The organism is Agrobacterium sp. NPDC090273 (assembly GCF_044772305.1).
GTDB lineage: Bacteria > Pseudomonadota > Alphaproteobacteria > Rhizobiales > Rhizobiaceae > Agrobacterium.
Genome location: NZ_JBIVYN010000008.1, coordinates 194,858 through 215,385, shown reverse-complemented (window position 1 = coordinate 215,385; position 20,528 = coordinate 194,858). Strand labels below are relative to the sequence as shown.

The window sequence follows — 20,528 nt, the reverse complement described above, 5'->3', positions numbered from 1 at the left end:
GATGACAAGGCTGGAGCAAATGCTTCCTTGGAATTGGACGTCGCCGACCGTCGACGCTCAAGCAGCCTGACCTGCGGCCCTCACCGTATGCTTACACTGAAGCAGGGATTTTCCGTTTGTAATGCCCACTGGGAAAAAGTGAATTCGATAAGGGCCTCGAAGTCTTCAGAGGCGTAGGTCGCATTTACCTTTGAACGGGTACTCATACGGTGAGTGCGGTGGGGAAAAGCAGCCTATCATCATGATAGGCCGGAATAGTCCAGCTTCCAGTTTTCCGGCGCTCAACCGCAAAAACTCAGGGAAATTCCAGCTTCCTCAAGCTCAGCCCCGCGGTCCTCAGCGCCGCAGGGCAGGCGTGCTTATGGATGAATAAGCGATCAGTTTTCTATTCAGTCTCTATCTTAAAACTATGGAGCCCAAGTCCGAGCGCCCGCGTGTCCTTGTTGGATGCATCCAAAACATTTGGAGGTGTAAATGACTCAGGCCTGAATTCCAGAAAAAGCGCCGATGGAGAATCAGCATTTCGGTATCCTTGAAGGGTATGGAGAGGAATAATTAATTCCCGTTTCCCGCGCTGATGTTCAGCGGTAAAAGCCCACTCGGCAATCTCCTCCCCTTCCAACAAAACCGTGACTTTCTGCTCTACTTGTTTGCCAAGCAAGACGGCATCGACATCAAAAATTAATCTGATGTCCGTTTGAGGCCGAAAGGGAATTATAACAGATATCGTGTGGCTCTCCCCAACCCCCCATACACCCCAGTCCTCAACATCACCCCAGCCATCTCTTAAATAAGTTTTTAAAAGCTGCGTAGGAACCCAGGAGTCGACTGATGAATCGCGGAGCCTCTTAATTCGCCAATTTTCGAATTTATCGGATGTCCGCGCCTTTCGTACAATTACGCTACCGCAACTATCCGCTAACGGTATCAAGCACTCTGGTTTATCGGAAAAAAATTCGTCAGCTGCATTCTCGGCTCCATCCCAATGTAAGCTCGAATAATCATGCAAGACTATAAATCCACCCTCAGCCATTCTTGGGTAGAAATAGCTCAACGCGCTCATTATTGGACTGTAAAGGTCGCAATCAAGATGAACTAGGCTAAATTCTAGGTTATCTGGAATTTGCGCCGCCGAATCGGGGAAATATCCTTTTACATAAACCGTATTGTTGTCACCGACGAAGTCGCGAACCGTTTCGAGACTAGTATCGGAAAACTGCATCGGAATAGATGAGTCAATGCCTTTGATATCTCTCGAATCAAATCCCTCGAACGTATCAAACAGATAAGCCGTTCGTCCAAGGTCCTTCGCAAAATTGGCCAATATGTAAGACGTGTTTCCTTTGTACACCCCGAGTTCGGCAATATCTCCAGTAATACCCTCTTTTTTTATTTGATCACGCGCAAGGCAAAACGTAAAAAATCGGTTCATATCGCCTTTATTTACTTGTTCGTTATGAATAAAGCCGCTCACCAGATTTTTTAATGGGAGTGCATCTCCCCTATTCTTATACCTTTGATAATTCATGGAGTATCGCTGCGGTACGGCTGAACGAAGATCGCGGGGCCAAGCATCACCAAACTCCGACTTACGAGAGTAACCAGCAAACTTCTTCAACCAATTCGAAACAAACTTCATTCTTACTCCACCAAGCGCTTATATTGGTTATGCAGTCTTTGGCTCGCAATCTCGGCTAACCTACACTACAACCTATATTTCCCGTAAAAGCTGTCGACCAAGGAGTACGTATCACGCATTGCGTCTTTGTGTAACCTATGCGCATCCGCATAGCCTTACAACCACACTGCCGTAGAAAATCACCAGCGAATGCAGCACCCGCCACCAATTTGCGCGCCACTGTCTCCAACCCTCGTAGGGTTTATCAACGGCTAGTTGGTTTAAGTTATCCAGACGACGAGCCCGGTCAAATCGGGGAGCACATCAAAACGCCAATGGAGCAAACTCAAAACCGAGTATAACGCGAGGCAAAGTCAAAATGTTCTACAATCCCAAGGGCAAACCCGTTGTGAACGCGAAGCCGCCACGCGTCGAGTTCAAGGAGTAGCAGATATCCAACACGGGCGTATTATGAAACTCTGGACTATTCACACTCGACTTTAATTTAGTCGCCGTGTTTGGGCGAAATGTCCAATGTTCGCGCGCGTTTGATTATTCCTGTCGTGGACTTGCCAGGTAGGAGCTCAAAACGCAACACTTCCCCCCCTCTCGCAAGCACAGCTTCCGCTCCGACAATTTCATCAATTTTGTAGTCGGCGCCTTTGACAAGCAATGACGGCTCGAGAAAGTCGATAAGCTCTTTCGGCGTATCGTGATCAAAGATCACAACCGCGTCAACCACGGCCAAGGCAGACAGCAGGTTCGCACGGTCATCTTGGGAGTTTATTGGCCGCTCAGGCCCCTTCAACCTGCTTATCGATGCGTCCGCGTTTACGCCAACAATCAGCCGGTCGCAGTGGGATCTTGCGAAATCCAAGATTGAAGTGTGACCCACATGAAGAATGTCGAAACACCCATTTGTGAAGCCGACCTTAAGCCCATCATTTTGCCAGGAGCGCGACACGACTTGTGCTTCCTCCCAGGAAAGCACTTTTACAGACGAAGGCGTGTGCCCCGTATCGCTTTCCTTGGCCAACTCCTCCATAAGTTCCGATCGCGTAGTTGTTGCGGTTCCGCGCTTACCAACAACAATTCCCGCAGCCGTATTAGCGACATGGGCTGCCAACTCGACACTTCCTCCGCAGGCCATGACCAGCGACAAAGTGGCGATAACAGTGTCTCCTGCACCAACGACATCAGACACTTCACGTGCGGCGGCAGAAATATGCACCACTGGGTCCGTTTGGCCCACCAATGTCATACCCTTTTCCGCACGCGTTATTAGGACATGTTGAAGATCGAGCGACTTCAATATCTCCTGGCCGGCAATAGTCGCTGATTCATTATCGAGCGGATCAATACCGGTCGCGACCCGCGTCTCTGTAGAGTTCGGCGTCAATAGGGTCGATCCACTGTAGCGAGAAAAATCTTTGGACTTGGGGTCTACAATAACCGGTACGCTCCTGGCCCGCGCCAAAGAGATTATACGCGTGAGCACGCCTTTGGTCAGCACTCCTTTCGCGTAGTCGGAGAGAATGAGCACGTCGTGATCACTCATGGATTCATCAATGACGTTGAAAATCTCGTTTTCCGTGCCTTCATCTATGTCGGAAGAGACCTCGCTATCAACACGCAACAAATGCTGACCGTTGGTTACAAAGCGGGTCTTTTCACTGGTTGGCCTTTCTTTAGCAACCACCAGCTTGGGCAAAATTCGGTCGTCGGTTTCCAAAAGCTCCCGAATAGTGTCGGCTGCTTTATCGCTACCGACAACTCCTACGATGGTACAACGCCCTCCCAAGGAAGAGATGTTGCGAGCAACATTGGCGGCTCCGCCCGCAAAAACGTCTATCTTCTCTTCGGATAAAATCGGGATCGGACTTTCAGGAGATATACGCTTGACAACACCGGACACGAACCGGTCTAGCATGATGTCTCCTAGGCAGAGAATCTTGGCGGAATCAAACTTTTCTATTACAGACATAGAACCTTCACCTATCAACCGCCGATACGATCTTTGAGATTGGTGCATTGTTATTCCGCTCGAATCTTCGCCTCGAATAACTTTCACGGCCGAGCGTTTATCGCGGAACAATGGAAGTTTCAAGAAAGAACGTCACTAGCTTTCACGAAGCTTGATCTGATGATCAACTCACTGTTCGAGGTGTTGGCTCAATAACCCCGGTAGCATGGACACGAGGAAAAAGTAGCACTGATTGGTTCCTCGACACCTCGGCGACACGCGCTCCCCCGGCAGTGGCATATAGCTGTCACAAACGCCGCATCCTTCTGACTCCTTCCTGTCATACTCGTTGCCTTATATGAGAAACATCAGGAGACTGTCACTTATGGGAACGGCTAGGCCATAATATTCTGTTAATATTTTGGGTTTGCTTTTTTTCACCATACTCATCTATCGTCTCACGCAAAATAAGGCATCGTCCGTCGTTTAAGCAGCACTATCGCGCATAGTGATATGTGAATTTGGATGTGCGAGAGAAAAGAGACTAGGTATTCGAAATTCCACGTCGGGCTTTAGAAGCAGTTTCGCAAACCGAAGACGCTCAGGCCCTCACAGATCGGGAGACCTTGACAATAGAAGGCGACTACCCCGGCGCTGACGGAAATACCGTATTCAGGGAAACTGGAAAACGCGTCTAAGCAAAAAATGAAAAAGAATCGACATCGACAAATGGTTGCAGGGCAAAAAGCAACCATCTCCCGATGGATGCTGCATCTATATCAAGTATGGCCACAGAAAATGGCTCATGGCTCGGGCGCCTGACAATAGAACACTGGAGAGGTGCGCTTACCGCTCAATCGACTGTGTTTCGGCGTGGAATATTGACCCCTCTGACGGGGTGATCGGCGTCCAATTTTGGGTCTGACGCAATCTCGATGACATCAAGGTGCTCCCAAAATACGTGCTTCGAGCAGATCCAGCTTTCCGCGGCCGTACATCTGCCGCTTGATGAGTTTGAGCTTGGTGATCTGGCCCTCAGTCTGGCCGTTCGACCACACCGAAGTTATTGCATTCTGAATCGCTGCTCTGTCGCGGATAACGCCGTTGGCGAATGACGCGACCAAGCTTCTTGCCGCGCGGTCGAGCCAAGCTTCCAGATTATCTTTAGACTTGCTGCGCAGCATTTTGTGGAAGCTTTCGACGACGTCCCTGGCCTCGACAAGATCCGGTAGCCTCTCTTCGATGGCGGCGACTGTCATCGTTTGAGCCTTGGTCAGGTTGTTGCGTTCAAGCGTCATCAGGCGGACGATAGTGCGTGCGGCCGGCGCATGGCCGAGTCCGTTCTCGGCCTTTTCGGCACGCCTTCGCCGCGTTGCCCATTCGGTGACAACACGGAGACCACCGCCGAACCCAACCAATCGAAGCTGTCGCCAAAGTTCAGCGCCGTTCCGCAATCCGGCATCCCATTGCGCTTCAAGCCAAGGGAGATGCGGTTCCAGGCAAGTTTGCCGGACCCGAAAGATGTCGGTCCGCTGACCACGGACGACACTGCGCACCAGCTTTCGGCTGTGCCCGGTTCTGCGCACGATCTCCTTGATGGATACGCCTTCGTCGAAGAGTCCACGAATGACAGAGTTTGCCTCTTCACGCCGCAAATATCCCTCATATTGCAGTCGCTCGGCGGCTGTCAGAAGCTTTGGATTTACAGTTGCTGTGCCGATTGCAATGCGGACCTGGCGCATCGACTTGCGAACGGCATCAAGAAAGGCGTGGCTGGCGTTTTCCATCAGATGCCAGCGGTCAGCGACCTGTTCGGCGTGTGGCAGGGCTTGTGCAGCGGCCCGCGCATATCCGCCGCCGCGATCTCTTGCCACGATTTCGATTTGCGGCTGCTCGACCAGCCAAGCCCTGGCGGTCGAGGGTTCTCGGTCGGGCAACAACGCGATAGTCTTTCGCCGTTCCAGATCGCAGATGATTGTGCCGTATCGATGATTGCGACGCCACGCCCAGTCATCAATGCCGATAACGCTTGGTGGCGGTGGCGGTGGGCGATCATGTCGGCGAACGGTTCGCAGCAGCGTGTCATTGCTCACCGGCAATCCAAGACGATCAGCAAAACGCGCCGCCGGGCGACCACCTAATGCAAGAGCGAGATGCCGGACCAAGCAGTCCAGACGGGCCGTCCGGCGAGCCATGGGGCGGATCACACCATCACCGAAGCGCTCGGCGAAAATCTTTCGTCGGCAATGGGCGACACTACAGACGAAGCGTCGGACGGTCAGGTGCAATTCGATCCTTCGGCCTGCACACGGCAGATCGGCAATCATCCGAGGATAGCGACTGTGAACACGACGGGAGACGGTTCCACAGTGGGGGCATTTGCAATCTTGGGATCGACCGGAGGCGGCGACGATAATCGCGTTACCGGCATCACGCACCTTTTCAACGTCGAGTTCGCTAGGGATAAGATCAGAGAGACGGAACTGGGCTCGCATGGCGCTGATTCTCCTCGGGAAATAACGCCAATTGAATCCCGAACATCAGCGAGATTGAGTCAGACCCAATATTGGACGCCGATAAGGGGTCAACATTCCGCGCCGATTGACAAATCGACTTGCAATATGCGCAATTGCGGTTGATCGGCACCGCCAACCTTGCTTTGGATGACCCGCTACGATAACGAGAGTCACGCTCTATAAAATCAAGCCTTGCGGAAACGATGCGACTGCTCATTCAAAAACTTTGCCGATGGTTTGAAATTTTTGCTCATCAACGCCCTGTAACATGGGCTATTGCTTGCGCTCTAATTGGGATATGGGGAACGCTGGCTGCGGCGGGTTTTTGGAGAGTAGCTTTCGACAGCCCTCCTGACGTTCAGGGCGACGCCCTGTTTTTGCTGCTTTTTTCCAAGTCTGCGATCCTCGGCGAAGGATTCGTCAATATACCGTTTCTGGCATTTCCAGACGGTCTGAATTTTTCTTATTTTCCAACATTCGATTTCACGCAATTGTTCCTCATCAAGGCACTTGCACAATTTTACCATTCGCCGTTCGAAATCTGGACTGCCTTTCATATAGCCGCCGCAACTCTAGGTTTTTGTACCAGTTATCTGCTTTTTCTTTCCCTGACGGGAAGCCCGTTGCAATCCGCCCTACTGGCCTTCTGCACCGCGTTCTTCGCTTACATACAACGGTTGACCGGGCATAATTTTCTTTATGCAGATTACGCCGTCGCTCTCGCCGTTTTGCTTATCTTCACCCTGCTGGCGAAAGACTCAATAGTACGTTCGAAAAATACATTCATATACGTCATCCAATTCTATGTATTTCCGCCATTCTGCCTTTTCATCGTGTTGTTTTCAGGAGTTTATTATACCTTTTTCTTTCTCGCGATATTTTCATTCTTGCTTTTCTATAAAATACTCACAGGAACGATTGAACTGCCATATCGCGCGGTGGCGGTTATTATCGTTTCAATTATAATTTTCTCTGTCGGCATGTTTATCGCCTATCCTCAGATATTACTGGACCCGGCCGTTTTTTCACCCACTAGGACAGCTTTCGACCAACCAGCGGCGGCGTTACGCATCGCAGATGCCGCGCTTGAGTATTCAAACAACCGCTACAATCCATTAATGCCCTTTCAATCCGGTACTATTTCCGCCTATGCCGAGTGGAGGCAAGTTATCGAGGGCTTTGACGCGTTCTCAGGGCCGTTCGTCACTCTATTCGCGCTTGCTGCGCCTTTTCTCGTACCGCTCTCGTCTGGCGGATTCGTAAAACGCTGGTTTGAAAACGACAGAAAAGCTAGGGCGGTTTTGGATCTGAGCGCCGTCGCTATACTCTTTATTATACTGTTCGCCGTCCCGTTTGGTTACGGGTTCCTGTTCAGTGAGTTCATTACACCAGCTCTTCGATCTCAGAACAGAATCAGTCCATTCATGAACCTGTTTGCGATGATTTTGCTTTATGGCTTCATCAAATATGCTTTCAAGAGCACATCTGCGGTCGTTGTTGCATTGATCGTGATCGTCGGCTTCAACGGGATTGGCAGATACGACTACTGGGCCCAATATTATCGATCCATAACGACTGAATCTGCACTCAACCTCCAATCGGCGCAAACCCTGGTAAGCAAGATGGCCGCCACGCCGGAGACCGTTGTACTGCAGTTGCCATATGCAAATTTTCCTGAAGTTCCTGATATCAAGAACTTCGCACCATACCAGCATCTTCTGCTACCAATTGTCTTTCCGACAACCAATGCCGACGAGATGCCGCGCTGGAGTTATGGGTCCGTGACTGCGCAAGTGGCATCAAAGCTCGGTAGTATAAATATCGGAGAGCCGCTAAAGACGGGATGGGATCGGAATGCGGCATGCATGGGCTTCACCGACATCGTTGTCGAAAAGCGCGCCTATGACCAACTTCCAGTACCAGACGTATCGCTTTGGGTACTACGTCATGAAGATACCCTTAGGCAACTATGGAAGCGCACCAGTGCGTCGCGTCCATTCGATTGTGCAAACACTTTGGCACTAGATTTCAGAAAAACCGATGATCGTATGATGCTTTACGGCGAGGACAGAGTCTGGCATGTGGACGAAGTGGGTGGGTATTTGAAAAGAAGCGAAGGCAAGATTGCACTGCCACTATTCGATTTGCGCCAGAGCGAGATTTGCGTGAGCGTGGAAGCGCAATTGATTAATAGGACAGATCGCCCGAACCGAAATACGAAACTCTTTCTTAAAGTAGGCTCCACGCAAACTGTATGGCCAATTGAGAGCGATACGGCGAGCGCTAGCTTTATCGCGCGTATAGGCAAAGACGATTGGCAAGGCAACGTGATGTATATGACGGTCAGCCAGACTACAGCGGATATGCCTTGGTTCGAGCGAGTGAAGGCAAGCTACCGCGCGCGCAAGACGATGATAGGCATTCAATCTTTGCAGATCAAACCGTCACCCTGCGGGTAGGGTTATGGTCAAGGAACGATTTGAACAAGAAAATTGTTCCTAGATGATAGGGCTTGGAGTGTGTTCTCAGGCGCAGATCGAGTTTTTCGCCTTTAGAAGGTCATGTGGAGATAAAATGTCTGGTTTTTCAAATGCAAAAACAGAATATGACGATCTAAAGACTTGGTTGTTCGAACACGCCCTTCCTCTATGGGGAAGCGAAGGCTGCGATCGTCAACGTGGCGGTTTTCACGAGAAGATTGATCTTACCGGAAAAGCAATCGACGCTGGCCGACGCACTCGTGTCACCGGCCGGCAAATCTACAGCTTTTCCGCGGCCGTGCGAATGGGTTGGCCTAGCGACGGCCGTTGGTTCGTCGATCACGGTTGGACATTCATGACCCAGAAATGCTTCAAGCTTGATGGAAGCATGAAGTCAGTCATAGATTTGGCGGGACAGCAAAATATTGAGGAGTTCGATCTCTACGATCACGCATTCGCGTTGTTCGGGCTTTGGGCGGCCTGCGATACGAATTCGGATAATCGCGCGACTATCGAGCGTCAGGCGCTGACCTGTCTTCAGGCTATGATTGCGGGCTGGAAACATCCCACCGCTGGCTTCGAAGAAGCCATACCGCCTAAATTGCCATTACGCTCAAACCCCCACATGCACCTCCTTGAGGCTTGTCTGGCGTGGCTCGACTATATGCCGTCGAGCGGCAGCGAATTGTGGGGACAAGTTGCGGACGAAATTGCCGAACTGGCTCTAACCCGCTTTATAGGTCCGAATGGTGCATTAAGAGAGTTCTTCGATGCAGAATGGAACCCGATGCCTGGATTGGACGGAAGACTCGTTGAGCCCGGACATCAGTTTGAATGGGCTTGGCTTTTGATGCGATGGGCACGCCTGAGGGGGAGAAAAGACGCGATCACTGCCGCCAAAAGACTAGTGGAAATTGGTGAAGCACGCGGGATCAATGAAAATGGGTTCCCATTCAACTCTATACTTGACGACTTAACACCTCACGATCGAGGGTCTAGACTTTGGCAGCAGACGGAGCGAATTAAGGCGTGGCTGGCAATGACTGACATCGCGGCGGATCCTGAGAGCAGAGATCATGCTTTCCAGAAAGTCGCGGACGCAGCCAGCGGCCTGAAAAGCTTCCTCGATGTTCCCGTTAAAGGGCTTTGGAAAGACAGGATTAATGAGGATGGAACGTTTATAGACGAGGCTGCTCCGGCCTCCAGCCTATATCATATCGTTTGTAGCATCGAGGAGATGCATCACTATTTCAGACGGTCGAATGGTGCAAAGCCTGCGATCTTCTTGGACCGTGATGGAGTTGTAAATTATGACACGGGCTATGTGAAATCCTCAGACGAGATACAGCTCATTCCTGGTGCTGCCGAAGCAATAAAATATCTAAATGAAAAACAGTATCTTGTGTTCATTGTTACAAATCAATCGGGTATCGGCCGCGGCTTTTACGATGTCGATGACTATATCCTGGTTCATGCCCACATTGAGAATTTACTGAAAGCACGAGGAGCAAGAATCGACGACGTCCGGTTCTGCCCTTTTCATCCCGACGCAAAACACGAAGCTTTCAGGGGTGAGCATTCGTGGCGAAAGCCGTCGCCGGGTATGCTACTCAGTATCATGGACGAATGGCCTATCCTGCAGCAGGACAGCATTCTAATCGGAGACAAGGATACTGATATTATGGCAGCGGAAAAAGCCGGTGTAAAAGGCCATCTCTTCTCTGGTGACAATCTCTTAGATTTCGTCAAATCACTACGACTATGAGCAGAATAGCTCTTTCTTTTGTGGCAGTGAATTCGACATCTAAAGCGTGAGGGCGGATACAAGGCATGTACTCTCAAGAGACCATCGGCGGCCTGAAATATCATAGGACCTGGACACCGTTGCGGAAGCAAACCACGGCCCGGATTCTGATCATGAATCTAGGCCATATAGGCGATTTCTGGATGTCACTACCGGCACTTAGACAAGCGCGGTTGTTGTTCGGATCAGCACACATTACCCTTGCAGTCAGTTCGTGGAATCTTTCTGTAGCGGAGGCTGTTAATGTCGCCGATGAGATCGTGTCACTGGATTATTTTCCGGAACAGGCGAAAGTGGATGCGGCTGCGCGTATTTTTGCGCAAAACGTGGTTCGAGATGCAATTAGCCTAGGCGAATTTGATCTAGCGATCGACATTCGAGTCCCAGACGATACGCGCTTTATAATTGAGGGCCTTAAGGCAAAGCAGAAATTTGCCTTTTATAAGGATAGGAAAGGCGAGTTTAGATACTCTCTTCCCCAAACACCTTTAAGCGTCCGAATAAAAAGAAAATATCGAATACTGTCAAAACTTGGCTTTAAAAAGAAAGAGCGAAAAACCCGAGAGAGTTTCACTGAAAAAATGGAGCATTGCGCAATTAATGCTTCACGCATAATCAATTATGCATATGCTAATTCTGAGCTTAGCAAAAACACGACGTCAATCGAAGACGTGTCTGAAAATATTTTTCCTCTGAAAAAGGAGGGAAGATCAGTTGTCGCCGTTGTTCCGTTTTCCAATTCGGCTCTACGAGATTGGCCATTTGAACGTTATCGGGAATTGATTTTTGCACTACTGGACAAAACAAACGCAGATATCCATTTGATTTGTAACGGTAAAAATCTACGGGTACACGAAATCGTTGCTGTGAGTGGTCTTCAGCAGGATCTGGTGTCAAATGAGCGATTTGTTCTGAAAGATGCATTGAGCCGCGACGAATTCTATTCGGCCCTCGCCGCAGCGAACTTAGTCATATCTAACAACTCAGGTGCAGGGCATGTAGCGGCTCAATTGAGCGTTCCAACGATCGGAATTTATACTGCATCTCACCTTCCAGACATTTGGGGTTTCGTCGGACCAAAAGTAAGTATGATTTCTGCCAACGTCGAGTGTGCAGGTTGCGGTCTGGATTTCGATGAATCCCGTTGTCCGAACGGGTTGAAATGCCGTTCTATGATCGGAGTCAACTCGGTCTTGGAAGAATCGCGTTTCCTCTTGACACAATTCGCCTGAGACAGAATTGAAAATCTGGTACTCGGAGCAACACGATCCCGCAAAGCCTCCTTTTTAACCCGCCGCGCGGAAAAGGCTATTTCTTGTTACTCGCAGTATTTTTCTTTTTCTTTCCTGGACTAAATAATGCGCAGTGCTGACCTACAACGCGGACCATTACGGCAACTCTGGAAATTTGCACGTCGATGGTTGCGGGCAAAGACAAGGCGTATGTCAATTGTTCTACGCGGAAGAGGCGGTCTGTTCGGTCCTCGTACTCTCAATGCCGGGCCTTCTGTTCCACGACAGCCTCGGAAGATTCTTGTTATTAAGCCAGACAAAATCGGGGATTTTGTTTTAGCGCTTTCAGCCATGACCCATTTGCGCGAGACTTTTCACGACGCTGAACTCCATCTATTGGCTGGGCCTTGGAACCAAACATTTGCCGAACAGACACGGCTCTTTGACGTAATCCACTTTATACCGGCCAACATCGGATCGAGCCAACCCGGCAGCAGAGAATTCGAATCGGTCGCGGAACTGTTACCTCATTTCGACCTAGCAGTTGACCTAAGAGTCGAGGACGACCAGCGAGGCTACATTTTCGCGATAGATGCCCATACAAAAGCGGCCTATGCTGGAAAAAAAGGACATACCACCTTCGACATCGAGCCACCCTTCCCGAGAAAGCAATCTTGGGCAAACCAAATGCAAGACATTCATGCGTCGACTTTGATGAACAGGCTAGCTAGGGAAGTGTCGGGGTACTATAAAGATAGCATTTTGGCCCAATCCACCCTCCTAAATCTAACTCAATCAATAGACCCAGACACCCAAACCTTGTTGAACGAGTTTGGTCGCGGCAGCAAAGATTATCTTGTCGGCATTAATTGCGGTAGCGGAGCTGAGACGAGAGATTGGCCGGAAGAGTATTTCCTGACTTTGATCAATCAACTGATTGTCGAAAATGACGCACTTTGCCTTCTGGTCGGAGGCCCTGACGAGATCGAGAAGCACAGCGCGATTGAAAGTGCATTGCCCCGAGATCGAGTTCTAAACCTCACAGCCAAGATCGACCTGGCGGACCTGCCGAGCGTGCTCTTAAAGCTGTCCCTCTATGTCGGCAACGATACAGGTACGACACATATGGCAGCGTGTCTTGGGGTCCCCACTGTCTGCATTTATGCCGGAGTGACTTCGATTGGTAGGTTTGCAGCAAAAGGCGAGAAAACGATCACAGTCACCAATATCGTGCCGTGCTCACCGTGTGGGGTTTCACTATTAAAAGAATGTGTTGGTGGCCACGCCTGTATGCGAGGTATTTCTGTCGACCGCGTAATAGATGCGGCATTACGCATAACAAATACTCAAAATGATCCGAAATCGAATCAATCTTAAAAGTTACTGTCGTCTCCCTCGTCTTTTAATAAACAGAGGCAGACAAGCGGTTGAACCTAGCGCTTCAAAATTTATCAGCGAAAAAAACTTTCAGCTAGTAGTAAGACGTTTACAACCCTAGAAGCGCCTTAAACTTCCTTACATTCCGTCTGAATATTTCTTTCGGTAGATTTCTTCTAACATTCACGAGTTCATCCTGCAATGTTGCCAGTGCTGAACGGGTCTCCTCAATATTGTTCTCCAAGGCATGCATGCGGTCGATAAGACGGTCGAGCGGAAGATATGTATAAGGAGAATTATCGTTAAACTCTCTCTCCACAACATCTGACAACCTCGCAATTGAAGAGTCATCGCATTCTTTTTGCGCCACTACCGAGTAATCCGGAAAAAGTTCGGTCAACTCCAAGAGTGCTCCGGCAATGCCAGACTTAAAGCGAAGCGAGGGTTGATTTATCCCTATTGCGTGGACATCAGAAAATCCAGAAAACTCTGCAATGAACTTCAAGTAGTTTGGTGGCAGCGGGTTTATATGTGTCGGATCCATGTAAAAACGATTGGATCCCACTAAGAGGTTTTCCGGGTTGGGTGTCTCCAATATTATCATCCCTCCTGGCGCAAGAACACGAAAGCTCTCTGCTACGAGTTCGTGTAGAACCTCCGTCGGAAGATGTTCGACGATATGAAACCCAGTCACTAGAGAAAGGGATGCGTCGGGTACAGACTTAATATGAGCAACTGCATCGCTGACAACGATTTTAAGACCGTCTAACTCTGCCGGTCGAAGCATTTCAATATTTGAATCCACGCCTGTGGCATTCCATCCTCGACTCGAGAGAATCTCCAACCACTCTCCACGGCCACAACCATAATCGACACTTACCTTGGAAAGGCCCGAAGCTTCCAATGCATCCAGTAGAGCAGAGTATCCAAGCAACCGCTTACCAACTTCTGCGCGCGTGCCGCGATACTTTTGCTCGAATTCAAAATAGAATCTCTGATCAATCATTATGTAACCGTTTTCTCGCTTTAGTTGGCGGAAAAGAACTCCGCCACATTTCTTAAGCTATGAACTCAATTTCCCAAACTTCACAACAAGCCTCGACAATCATAGGTACGAGCACATACTTGCATCACCTATCGAATTATCGAACCAAGTTGTTGCCTCGCTGCTCTGTGTTTCCAGCAGCACGATACACTTTCAAATCTCACCTGACGGCATACCCTGCGTCTGAGTTGGCGCACCTACACCATGAACAGCCTTCATCACGTCGGCAGCGACGTCACGCCAAGTTCGCATGCGTGGATGAGCGTCTGCAATCTTCAGTTTGAGTTGAGCATAGTATTCCGACGTCGATAATAGGTGTCCAAGAATTATCGCCAATTGCTCGGGATGCTCTGGATCAAAGTAAAGCGCCAAATCACCACCAGCTTCCCGCAAAGCAGGGACATCAGCCGCTACAGAAGGCGTGCCGCACCACAAAGCTTCACTTATCGGTAGGCCCCAACCTTCCATTCGACTGGGCAGGACCAGCGCAAAAGCTTTCTCATAGAGTAAGCGAAGCTCGGCTTGGTTAGGATTGAGAACAAACCGAAACTTATTTGCAATGGCTCGGTATCGATCTTTCTTCAAAAATTTCTCTACTCGCTTTCGTCTCGCGCCAGCGAGAACGAGGAGCGGAACTTCGACACCATTTTCGCTAAGATTTAGCATCGCCTCCACGACACATTCGAGATTTTTTCGGCCATTATAGATTCCCACGCAGAGCAAATATGGCTCTCCGGGAGCGACTTTATCAACTCGTTCGTTTGTTGGTCGCAGTTCGTGGCATAATGGAACGGCGACAACATCCGGAACCGCTGGCAGTATCCCAGCTTGGGAAAAATGTCGCACCTCGCTTGCAGTGAACTCTGAGTTCGTCAAGATTAATGAGGCAGCTTTTATCGTTACCTGATTGTCGTAGAGGAAATTTCGCGGGAAAGCGAATTGGTTGCGGTGAGTAAAGTCATGCAACGGAATCATATCGTGAAGAAGAGGTACAAAAACAGGCCTTTCCCCACGCTTACCCAATGCCATAATGTAGTCCGAGATGATTTTTGGACGTCCAAGTGACACCAAAATTTGTCCGTCGAGATTCACCTCTTTAATCGCACCGTCTGGCACAGACTTCCAGCGTATTCTATTCCGACGGTCAACGACCTTGCGAGCTATATTGTAGAATACTTTTTTAAATATGTTTGTATCGTAGACATTCTGCCTAAGACGCAATGGGGTCGCGGTCGTTGGAATATTGGGGTCAAGGACACCTGTCGGGGACTCATCACCAATCCGTGGAAAGACTTCAAAGAAGCGACCGTGCAACGGCGAATAGATGACGTATCTAACCGACTTATCTAATGATGAAAGTTCATATGCGACCTCCATAACGGTTCTGGAGATCCCATAATATTTGAACTTCACACCGGAATTCAAAAACAACTCCGACAAATCGAAGAATATCTCAGGCATTTACTGTCCCGTCTGCTACCACGAACCGACAAGCATCGGACGCATTTTTTAAGATACAAGGCGCAACACATGCGCGTCGCCCCATCGCCGGCACACCTTTTACAATGGCGTAAAGCCTCCGAAAAGTGCTATTTCTGACTTGATACTGGCTGCAAGAGTATCCTCATCCATAAACAGATTCAGTCTTGACGCAAGTTGTTGCGGCATCTAGGAGGAGCCCCCTGTATGCACGCCTCGCCTCGAGAGCGATTGACACAACGTCGCAGCCTCTTTATTTGCACTTCAAACTACGAAAACATCGACGGCACCTCGGCATTAAGAAGAGGTGTAAAGTTCTTTGTATGAATGCATGGGACTTGCAAAGCCCGTTTCAAGCGGAAAGCGAACCGAGGCCAAAGGCCGGATTTGCAGTTCTTTTCTTGCGTGGTACAAACGACCTAAATCAAACAGGAACAAAATTGTGATCGGATCATTTTTGTCGCCAAACGACAAGAAGTTGCTGACGCGGCTTTTCAAAGAAAACTTCAAAAAACATGTTGGTTGGTACTCTGCCGCAATCGCGGCGATGGTTGTGGTCGCGGCCACAACGTCGCTCAGCGCTTGGATCATGCGTGATATTGTCAACAGCGTTTATCTTAAGCAGGGTTTCGACGTCGTTCTCGAGATCGCTTTCGCAGTTGCCATAATCTTTATCGTAAAGGGCCTCGCGACCTTTGTGCAGAGCTATTATCTGAGTAAAGCTGGAAACAGCATCGTCGCAGAGCAACAGCGTAAAATCTATGACCGGCTTTTGAAACAGGGGGTTTCCTTTTTTCAAAATCTACCGTCTTCGGAGCTTCTGGTTCGTGTGACCTATAACGCGCAAGCCGCTCGCAGCGTCATAGACACGATAGTAACATCGTTCGTTAGAGACCTCTTTTCGCTTGTCGGCCTTATTATCGTAATGTTTGCACAGAATTTCCTTCTGAGCGCGATTTCCATGATCATTGGGCCTCTCGCGATTTTCAGTGTCCGTCTTGTTCTCCGTCGGGTTCGCAAAATTATGGAGGCGGAGCTCGCTTCTCTCGGCGAAATCGTCAACGTCGTACAAGAAACAAGTATCGGTGTTCGCGTCATCAAGGCTTTCTCTTTGGAGAAATTGATGCGTCAGCGCATGAACAAGGCAGTGTCCGATGTGGAGGAACGCGCCAATGGCATCGCCAAGCTTGAGGCCGCGACCAGTCCGATCATGGAAACACTATCCGGACTTGCGATTGCGGTCGTCATTGCCGTCTCCGGTTACACGGTTCTCGAAAAAGGTGGTTCACCCGGCGACTTGATGGCATTTATCACCGCCTTGCTCCTTGCTTACGAACCGGCCAAGCGTCTCGCGCGCATGCGAGTTCAGATCGAAGGCGGTATGATCGGTGTCCGCATGATGTTTGAGGTCCTGGATGCTCCCTTGACCCTCACTGAGAAGAAGGACGCCTTGCCTCTCCCCAAGAAAAGCGGTGATGTTGCTCTCAAGAACGTCAGCTTCGAGTATGTTGCGGGTCAGCCGGTACTCAGGGACGTCAGCGTCCTCTTCGAAGGTGGGAAGATGACCGCTCTGGTCGGGCCGTCTGGCAGTGGTAAATCGACAATCATCAATCTGATGATGCGTCTCTACGATCCACAAAGCGGATCCGTTGAGATCAACGGCATGGATCTGCGCGACGCATCGTTCGCAAGCCTTCGAGAGCAGGTTTCCTATGTCGGTCAGGAAACGTTCCTGTTCTCCGGAACCGTCAGACACAACATTTCTGTCGGCCGCGACAATGCGACCGAAGAGGAAATCATCGAAGCAGCGAAGGCGGCCAACGCGCATGACTTCATCATGAAGATGCCGCAGGGCTATGACACCAGGCTCGGTGAAAACGGTTCGGGTCTTTCGGGTGGTCAGCGTCAGCGTGTCGCCATTGCCCGCGCCATGCTCCGCAATGCAGACATTCTTATCCTTGATGAAGCGACGAGCGCGCTGGACTCCGAATCTGAAGCTCTCGTTCGTGATGCTCTCGAGCGCCTGACACTGAACAAGACCTCGATCGTGATTGCTCACCGTCTTTCGACGATCAATCGCGCTGACAAGATCGTCGTAATGGACAACGGTCAAGTTGTTGAAGAAGGCAGCCGCCGCGAGTTGCTTGCTACCGATGGTCTCTACAAGCGCCTACACAGCATCCAGTTCGACGCAGACGTCGCTTGACTCTCTATTTCGGGCGGCATGTCTGCCGCCCGGTTTCCTCGTCTCTCCTTATGGAGACTTTGATCGAGTGCATCTGTATTAAAGAGCGTCTCTCGATTAGCTTTCAATTTCCATCGTCGAGGCTTCGACCGGGCCCTTTCAGGGCCTTGGCAAACATAGGCAAATCGTGACAGCTTCCGCTCCGCAATCAGGAGAGAGGATGATGACGGGAATGGCAATGATTGATGAGCTTGCTCGGAATTTTGCAGCAGCAGATATCGAAGGCAAGAAAATCCCCCTCGCGACGCTCGAGACCAAAGGGCTTATCCCCGACAGTTTCGAGCAGTCCATGGACGCTCAGCGCGCCTTCGTGGCCGCTATCGGTAAAAGCGTGGACGGCTGGAAACTGGCGATCCGTCCCGATGGCACTGCGATTGCGGCACCGATGGTCGATTGCTACAGCGTGACTGACGACAAACTCGCAACATTTCCTGCTAAAGGGATCGAAGGGCTTGAGGTGGAGATCTGTGTCACGCTCGCATCCGATATTCCCGCATCAGGCGACACCCCACTGACCAGAGACGACATTCTTGGCTTCATCGACAAGGTCTACCTTGGTGCGGAACTCCTGGGCTATCGTTTGGTCGAGAAAAACCAGGTCCCCTTCCCGCTTTTTCTCGCGGATCGTCTCGCCAACCAAGGATTTGTAATCGGGCCTCAAATCGACGCGACTGTGATCGACAATTTTGCGCGGGAGAGCGCGCCTTTCTCACAGCTCACAATCACCGAAGGCACAACCACTCTGTTTGACGCAAAGGTAAAGCATCCCAATATCGATCCGCTGGCGCCGCTCGTCGCCTTTGCCAATGCGCCCCTGAACAAAGGTGGCATGCTCAATCGCGGACAGGTGATCACTACCGGCAGTCTTTGTGGAGCTATCCCGACCGCTCTCACCGCTTTGACGGCAATCGACCTCGCATCGGTCGGCAGCTTCGTCCTTAAGACGAAACACTGAAACTTACCCGCAAAGGTTTGATGCAATCGCGCAACATTCATCACTGAAACGTGAGCTCCGTTTGCTGACCGTGTTTTCCGCGGTTGGCATGCAATGCTCACACGCTGTAAATATGACTAGAGTTGTCATATTTCGCATATGAAGGGGTGTCGGCCAAGTCGGTACTCGCCATGTGAAACGCGACCGCACCGATCAGGGTGATTGATGAGCAAAACGCTGTTGCAGGTTTTTGATGCCAAGGAGGAAAACCGTCTTATGCGGTTTTTCCGCCGGCGTCTGGGCAACCGGGATGATGCCGCCGATGCGTTGCAGGAAACCCTGGTGCGGGCGCTCGAAGTATCGCACGCGACGCTGATCGAAAATCCTCAGGCATACCTCTTCCAGATCGCCAAATCCGTCGCCCACGTAACGGTTAAACGCCAGTCACGTGAACGGCCGTTATTTGCGCCTCCAGAGGCAGGTCTTGCCGTTCCATGCGACCAGCCCGATCCGGAGCGGATTGTCGCCGGTCGTCAACATCTAATCCTGATGGCCCGCTCAATCGAGGCTTTGCCCAAGCGCTGCCAGCAAGTCTTTGTGCTCAGTCGCCTGCACGGCCACTCCAATGGCGAGATAGCTGCTAGGCTCGATATTTCCCGTAATATGGTCGAAAAGCACATCATCAAGGCATTACTTCACTGCCGACAGGTCCGTGCACAAATAAAAATGTAAACGGACATCAGGTGCTGGCATCCTTTTCCACTCTAGAAGTAGAAAAGGATGTAATGCGGCATCAATAACTCCATCAGGAACGGCAGTGCAGGATATGAACGAGCGCCCGGAGGGTCTCATTGATGACCGTTTGGCTGAAGAGGCAGCTCTCTGGCTCGCACGCATGCAATCCAGCGATGCGACAGAGGACGATCGTCAGCGCTTCCAGAACTGGCTGAAAGCGGATCCTGCCCATGTGACCGCTTTTGTGGAGATGCGCGCGCTCTGGAGCGACCTTGGTAACATAGAGCTTCTGCCAGCCACGGACAAAAAACGCGGCGGCTCGGGTCGAGCGATCCTGGCAGGTCTGGCGTGCATCGGCGTTATCGGGCTTGCGGCACTCTATGCGCATCAAAGCGGCTTCATCGACCAGTGGCAAGCCGACTACTATACCGAAGTCGGCGAAACGAGACTGTTGAAACTGGAAGACGGCACGAACATCAGCATGAACACCGACACAGCTATCACCGTTCACTACTCGGACAGGGAACGCCGGATAACCCTGCTGCGCGGTGAGGCCTATTTCGATGTGGCCAAAAACCCTTCCCGGCCGTTCGTCGTTGACGATGGATCGCTCACTGCCAAAGCGCTCGGCACCCATTATTCGGTCCGCACCGCCGGTGGAGCTTTACCGCAGGAAGTTCAGGTCGAGGAAGGCCGGGTTGAAGTCGCAACCGGCGGCGATGTCACTGTTCTCACACCCGGCGAGGCAGCAACCCTCGGCAAAGACGGGAAACTGCTCCGCAGTCGCAAAGATGTGGCAAACAGCATGGCATGGCGTGAGGGCAAGCTGGTTTTTTCCGGTCAGCCCCTGCGCGAGGTTCTCGAGGTGCTTGCACAATATCGTCGCGGCCGAATTCTCGTTCTTGATGACAGGGCAGCAGAGCAACGCGTTTCAGGTATCTTCGATCTCAAGAATACGGATCAGGCTTTAAACATTCTGGAAGACAGCCTGCCAGTAACGGTATCACGGCTTTCCGGCATGCTGATTATCGTCAGGTCGCGATAATTTTTTCAAGAAGCACGTCAGGAGGCGCGCTCCCTATTCACTCTATCCCATCAGA

The 20,528-nt window shown here is 50.6% G+C and carries 14 protein-coding genes; 8 read left to right on the top strand and 6 right to left on the bottom strand.

Annotated elements, in window-relative coordinates:
- Positions 1-385: 385 nt before the first annotated feature.
- From ACIQT8_RS20990 to ACIQT8_RS20980, 3 genes are all read right to left on the bottom strand, one after another.
- Entirely contained in the window at positions 386-1,639 is a 1,254-nt protein-coding gene (locus ACIQT8_RS20990; RefSeq protein WP_400969221.1) for a TylF/MycF/NovP-related O-methyltransferase, read from the bottom strand.
- 484 nt (positions 1,640-2,123) lie between these two features.
- Positions 2,124-3,602, bottom strand: coding sequence for a D-glycero-beta-D-manno-heptose-7-phosphate kinase (gene rfaE1, locus ACIQT8_RS20985; protein WP_400969218.1), 1,479 nt, complete (start codon positions 3,600-3,602; stop codon positions 2,124-2,126).
- A gap of 920 nt (positions 3,603-4,522) precedes the next feature.
- Positions 4,523-6,076 (bottom strand): ISL3 family transposase, encoded by a 1,554-nt coding sequence (locus tag ACIQT8_RS20980; RefSeq protein WP_400969215.1) that lies wholly within the window; start codon positions 6,074-6,076, stop codon positions 4,523-4,525.
- Between the two features lie 224 nt (positions 6,077-6,300).
- Between ACIQT8_RS20980 and ACIQT8_RS20975 the strand changes: the two genes are divergently transcribed.
- The 4 genes from ACIQT8_RS20975 (at position 6,301) to ACIQT8_RS20960 (ending at position 12,990) form a co-directional block, all read left to right on the top strand.
- The gene (locus tag ACIQT8_RS20975) at positions 6,301-8,556 is read left to right on the top strand and encodes a hypothetical protein (protein WP_400969212.1); all 2,256 of its coding nucleotides are present in this window, start codon (positions 6,301-6,303) and stop codon (positions 8,554-8,556) included.
- 115 nt (positions 8,557-8,671) lie between these two features.
- Positions 8,672-10,342, top strand: coding sequence for an HAD-IIIA family hydrolase (locus ACIQT8_RS20970; protein WP_400969209.1), 1,671 nt, complete (start codon positions 8,672-8,674; stop codon positions 10,340-10,342).
- Positions 10,343-10,407: 65 nt separating this feature from the next.
- Positions 10,408-11,613 carry a glycosyltransferase family 9 protein gene (locus ACIQT8_RS20965; protein ID WP_400969206.1) on the top strand — a complete coding sequence of 402 codons (1,206 nt, stop codon included), beginning with the start codon at positions 10,408-10,410 and terminating at the stop codon, positions 11,611-11,613.
- Between the two features lie 210 nt (positions 11,614-11,823).
- The gene (locus tag ACIQT8_RS20960; RefSeq protein ID WP_400969203.1) at positions 11,824-12,990 is read left to right on the top strand and encodes a glycosyltransferase family 9 protein; all 1,167 of its coding nucleotides are present in this window, start codon (positions 11,824-11,826) and stop codon (positions 12,988-12,990) included.
- A 109-nt stretch (positions 12,991-13,099) separates the two neighbouring features.
- On the opposite strand, the gene ACIQT8_RS20955 is transcribed toward ACIQT8_RS20960, so the two are convergent.
- From ACIQT8_RS20955 to ACIQT8_RS20945, 3 genes are all read right to left on the bottom strand, one after another.
- A complete protein-coding gene (locus tag ACIQT8_RS20955; protein ID WP_400969200.1) occupies positions 13,100-13,996 on the bottom strand; it encodes a class I SAM-dependent methyltransferase in 897 nt (298 codons plus the stop codon).
- A 192-nt stretch (positions 13,997-14,188) separates the two neighbouring features.
- Positions 14,189-15,496, bottom strand: coding sequence for a glycosyltransferase (locus ACIQT8_RS20950; protein ID WP_400969197.1), 1,308 nt, complete (start codon positions 15,494-15,496; stop codon positions 14,189-14,191).
- 315 nt (positions 15,497-15,811) lie between these two features.
- Positions 15,812-16,105, bottom strand: a complete 294-nt coding sequence (locus tag ACIQT8_RS20945) for a hypothetical protein (protein ID WP_400969194.1) — start codon at positions 16,103-16,105, stop codon at positions 15,812-15,814.
- Between ACIQT8_RS20945 and ACIQT8_RS20940 the strand changes: the two genes are divergently transcribed.
- The 4 genes from ACIQT8_RS20940 (at position 16,104) to ACIQT8_RS20925 (ending at position 20,473) form a co-directional block, all read left to right on the top strand.
- Complete coding sequence (locus ACIQT8_RS20940; protein ID WP_400969190.1) at positions 16,104-17,720, top strand: ABC transporter ATP-binding protein; 1,617 nt, start codon at positions 16,104-16,106, stop codon at positions 17,718-17,720. The genes ACIQT8_RS20945 and ACIQT8_RS20940 overlap by 2 nt on opposite strands.
- Positions 17,721-17,931: 211 nt before the next feature.
- Positions 17,932-18,714 (top strand): 2-keto-4-pentenoate hydratase, encoded by a 783-nt coding sequence (locus tag ACIQT8_RS20935; protein WP_400969187.1) that lies wholly within the window; start codon positions 17,932-17,934, stop codon positions 18,712-18,714.
- A 204-nt stretch (positions 18,715-18,918) separates the two neighbouring features.
- Positions 18,919-19,425 carry an RNA polymerase sigma factor gene (locus ACIQT8_RS20930; RefSeq protein WP_400969184.1) on the top strand — a complete coding sequence of 169 codons (507 nt, stop codon included), beginning with the start codon at positions 18,919-18,921 and terminating at the stop codon, positions 19,423-19,425.
- Positions 19,426-19,519: 94 nt separating this feature from the next.
- Complete coding sequence (locus tag ACIQT8_RS20925) at positions 19,520-20,473, top strand: FecR family protein (RefSeq protein WP_400969233.1); 954 nt, start codon at positions 19,520-19,522, stop codon at positions 20,471-20,473.
- Positions 20,474-20,528: the final 55 nt, after the last annotated feature.